Below are 4800 nucleotides of genomic sequence, written 5' to 3' on the forward strand. Positions count from 1 at the left end.
AGGATATATCATAAACAAATAGAACTTGGCCTTAAAAGCGGGATCCTGATCGCTAATCCAGTACCCGTGGAAGATGAAATACCGTGGTCAGAAATGGCAGTGATCATTGATCAGGCACTGGCTGAGATGCAGGCAATGAAGATAACCGGTAAAGCAGTAACACCATTTTTACTGAGAAAAATTACAGAACTAACAGCAGGTAATTCATTGGAAACTAATATCAAACTTGTGGAAAACAATGTAAAACTTGCCTGCCGGATTGCAGGAGAATTATATAATGACTAAGATAGTGATAAGAGATTATCAGGAAAAAGATTTCAAGGCAATAGAGCGTATCTGGCAGGAATGTGGCTGGTTGGAAGGCAGTATGGAAAGCACAATGCAGGAAATCATCAAAGATTCCCACATCAAAGTGGCTGAAATTGATGGCTCTGTGGAAGCTTCTGCCATGGCTACTGATGCCCAGGTGCAATACCTGGATGAAGTAATCCAGGCAAATGTCATCAATGCCGTCACAGTGTCACTGGTAGCTCGTAAAATCGGTTTGGCAAACAAAGCTCTGGCAGCACTGCTGGCTGATGAAGCAGAAAAAGGTGTGCCGCTTAGTGTACTGGGCATGTTTGAGCAGGGTTTTTATGATAAACTGGGATACGGGACTGGAAGTTATTTCAGGCAATTGCATGTTGATCCCGCAGAATTGAATATTCCGGTAAAATGCCGGATACCCAAAAGACTATCCAAAGATGATTTCCAGGCAATTCACCAAAATAGATTAAATAGAATTAAGCTGCATGGCAGATTTGACATGCTTTCACCTATAGCTACAAAATCGGAGATGGAATTCCACAAGAAGAGCTTTGGTTTGGGATATTATAATGAAGCCGGCAGACTAACTCATCATCTCTGGATTGATCCCAGCGACCAGGAAAGTGGTCCTTATTATATTGTCTGGTATGCTTATGAAACTAATGAACAGCTTCTGGAACTACTGGCACTATTGCAAAGTTTCAATAACCAGGTGCGTGAAATATCTATTACAGAACCTGCTGATATTCAACTTCTTGATTTCATGAAAAAGCCCATCCACAGCAAAGTAGTCACCAAAGGCAACAAGTTCCAGAATTATCTGAATTCCTATGCCTACTGGCAGCTAAGACTGCTTGATCCCATCGCCTGTCTGGAACAAACTTCTCTGCATACCGAAGATCTGGAACTTAATCTAATACTGAGTGATCCTATTGAACAATACCTGCCCGTTGATAGTAAATGGCGGGGATGTGGTGGAAAATATACACTGCTTCTGGGTAAAAAGTGTTGCCTGAGAAAAGACTTTAAGGCTGATCTGCCTGTCCTCTCAGCAAGTATAAATGCCTTCAGTAGAATGTGGCTGGGATTGAAGCCAGCCAGTGGTCTGGCATGCAGTGACGATCTGGCAGCTGATGCTGATTTATTGAACCAGCTTGATAATGCCTTCTGCCTTCCTGAACCTCAACCCGACTGGTGGTTTTAACTTTCTTCCTGAATTTTACAATTCACTAATATCAATGTAATATCATCATAATCTGATAATTTAAACTTTTTGGAATAGAATTTGCATTATAATAATTGAGTTAGTCTTATTTCCAAGGAGCGGCTATGAAAAAATATATTATATTTACAATAATCTTCACATTGTTGTCAATTTTGACAGCAAAGCAAGTAGATATTACTCTTTCGGGGGATCATAATGGTATTGATCTGAACAATCAGCAATTGGAAACTCTGGATTTTTCTGCTGAGATCAATGAATTACACCAATTATCACTTAGTACCAGATCAGGGGATTTCAGCGAATTGATTATTCCAGGATTTGGCAAAAGTGGTGAAACTGGAACTCCCAGCCTCCCGGTTAAAAGAGAGCTGATCGCTGTTCCTCTTGGAGCAGAATTATCTATTGAAATAGCTGATTATCAAAGCATTGAGTATCAATTATCCGATCTGGGTATTAACGATCAATTGATGCCGGCTCAGCCTCCAGTACCCAAAAGTATTGATCCATCTGAACTGGAATTTATCTATGATCAAAATGCTTATGAGCAGGATAAATGGTATGGAAATGATATATTTACCTGTGAAGAAGTCGGCATTCTAAGAGGTCAACGCATTTTTACGGTTACATATCATCCGATTGCTTATAATCCTGTTCAGCAGAAGATAATTATATATAACAATGTTAACACAACTGTTAATTTTGTTGGCAGTGATTTGAATGCTACAAGGGAATTGCGTACAAAAACCTGGTCTCCAGCATACGAAAAAATCTATTCCACTTCACTGATCAATTACACTCCTTTGCAGACCAGAGAAGATATCACTCGCTATCCTATCAAATATGTGATCATCTCTGATGATATGTTCACTGCTCAATTGCAGCCCTTTATTGCTTGGAAAACTCAGCAGGGTTATAATGTGATCGAGACTTATACCAGTGAGATAGGCGGTAGCACAACTGCCATAGCAAATTATATAGAGAGTCTCTGGGAAGAGGCAACCATGGAAGATCCAGCACCATCATTTATCCTTTTTGTGGGAGATACCGCCCAGATACCAGCATATAATGGAGCTACAGGCAATCACGTTACTGACTTGAACTATGTCCGTCTGGAAGGTAATGATTATATGCCCGAGATATATTACGGCAGATTCTCTGCCAGAAATACTGCTGAGCTGCAACCTCAGATAGATAAAACACTGGAATATGAGATGTTCACCATGCCTGATCCCTCTTATCTGGAAGAAGTTGTAATGATAGCCGGTATGGATGCTTCACATGGCTCCACCTGGGGTAACGGACAGATCAATTATGGTACTAATAACTACTTCAATGCTGCTCATGGTATCACTTCTCACACTTACCTGTACCCCGCCTCAGGCAGCAGTGCTGGTCAAATTGTCCAGGATGTCTCTGATGGAATAGGTTATATCAATTATACGGCACACGGCTCTTCCACTTCCTGGGCTGATCCCAGTTTCACTATCAGTAATATCAACAGTCTGCAAAATGAGCATGAATATCCTCTGGTAGTAGGAAATTGCTGTCTTACGAATAAATTTGAAGTAGGTGAATGCTTTGGTGAAGCCTGGCTGAGAGAAGAAAATGGCGGAGCTATTGGTTATATTGGTGGTACAAATTCCACTTATTGGAATGAAGATTTCTGGTGGGGTGTGGGTTCTGGCAATGTTACTTCTAATCCTACTTATAATGGCACAGGACCCGGAGCTTATGACGGGATGTTCCATGATCATGGAGAAGCTTTTCCTGACTGGTACACTGCTCAGGCAGCCTTTATCATGGCAGGTAATCTGGCAGTTGTACAAGGTGGGGGCAACGCTAATTATTACTGGGAAATTTATTCGTTGATGGGTGATCCTTCCCTGGTTCCATATTTTGGCATACCCGAGCAAAACACAGTCACTCATGCAGCTCAGATATTTATCGGCAGTACTCAGTTAACCGTTTCGGCAGAACCCTATTCTTATGTGGGGCTGAGCATTGAAGGTGAATTACTTGCTGGTGGACTAATAGATGACAGCGGAACTATCACTCTTGATTTCCTTCCTCTCACTTCTGCAGCGACCCTTGATCTGGTTGTGGGCTGTCAAAATTACGAACCTTATATCTCACAGATCACAGCCGTGCCTAATGAAGGCGCTTTTCTCTCAATTAATGATTATACTATTACCTCAGATAATGGTGATCAGATAATTGATTTTGGAGAAAATATTGAGCTTGAGCTTGATCTGGAAAATATTGGTATTGAAGCTGCTGAAAATATTACTGCTGTGATGACTATTACTGATCCATATATCACAATCACAAATGGTACTATAAATCTCGCTTCTATCCCTGCGGGTGGTATTGAAAGCCTTAGTGGATTTACTTTTCAGGTAGCAGAAACAATTCCCGATCAATATGAATTTCAATTGAATTTCAGTTTCACTTATGATGAAGGTGATAATGAAGCTCTGCTTGATCTTGTTGCTCATGCACCTGTGATCGCATTGGGAAATTTATATATTTCCGGTGATGATAATAATAATGGCAGACTGGATCCTGGTGAAACTGCTGATCTTGATCTGGAAATCCTGAATTTAGGCAGCTCTACTCTGGAAAATGTCATCTGTATGGTCAGCACTACCAGTGAATATATCACAGTAAATAACACCTGGTCTTTCATACCGGAGATCATTCCTGGAGATAGTGGTTTATACCCCTTCATGGTTACTGTTGATAATGATTGTCCGCTTGGAGAAACAATATATTTCACGGCAGAGGTTACTGCCGGCTTAGAACTTACTTTTAATGGAAGTTTCAGCCTTAATATTGGTTTAAGCCTGGAAGATTTCGAAAGCGGGGATCTCACTAACTGGGAATGGGTTACCAGTGGTGATGCCAACTGGTTTGTCTCAACAAACGCACCTCAGGAAGGAAGCTACTGCGTGGAATCTGGTGATATTGGCAATAATGACATCTCATCTCTCTCTATTGAGCTCGATGTGCTATATGACGATCAGATCAGCTTTTACCGCAAGGTCTCTTCTGAATCTAACTGGGACTTCCTGATCTTTTATATTGATGCCGTGCAAATGGATAGCTGGAGTGGAAATTTAGGTTGGTCTGAAGTAACTTATCCCGTCTCAGCAGGTTCGCATGAATTATCCTGGGTTTATGACAAGGATGGTTCAGTTTCTTCCGGTTCTGATTGCGCCTGGCTGGATTATATCCTTTTTCCCGCAATTGGTGTACCTCAACCTCCTGAT

At 41.2% G+C, this 4800-nt stretch carries 3 protein-coding genes; all 3 read left to right on the forward strand.

Annotated features, from left to right (window positions below):
* Positions 1 to 285 (forward strand): pseudouridine-5'-phosphate glycosidase (locus RAO94_05135; GenBank protein ID MDP8321712.1); only part of this gene is annotated, 285 nt, incomplete at its 5' end.
* Entirely contained in the window at positions 278 to 1510 is a 1233-nt protein-coding gene (locus tag RAO94_05140) for a GNAT family N-acetyltransferase (protein ID MDP8321713.1), read from the forward strand. The genes RAO94_05135 and RAO94_05140, both read left to right, overlap by 8 nt.
* A 125-nt stretch (positions 1511 to 1635) precedes the next feature.
* Positions 1636 to 4800 (forward strand): C25 family cysteine peptidase (locus RAO94_05145; GenBank protein MDP8321714.1); only part of this gene is annotated, 3165 nt, incomplete at its 3' end.

Origin of the sequence: Candidatus Stygibacter australis, assembly GCA_030765845.1 — a bacterium.
GTDB lineage: Bacteria > Cloacimonadota > Cloacimonadia > Cloacimonadales > TCS61 > Stygibacter > Stygibacter australis.

Bases quoted from the DNA above. Each gene is read 5' to 3' on its own strand.
- RAO94_05140 (MDP8321713.1), top strand. From the start codon at position 278: ATGACTAAGATAGTGATAAGAGATTATCAGGAAAAAGATTTCAAGGCA.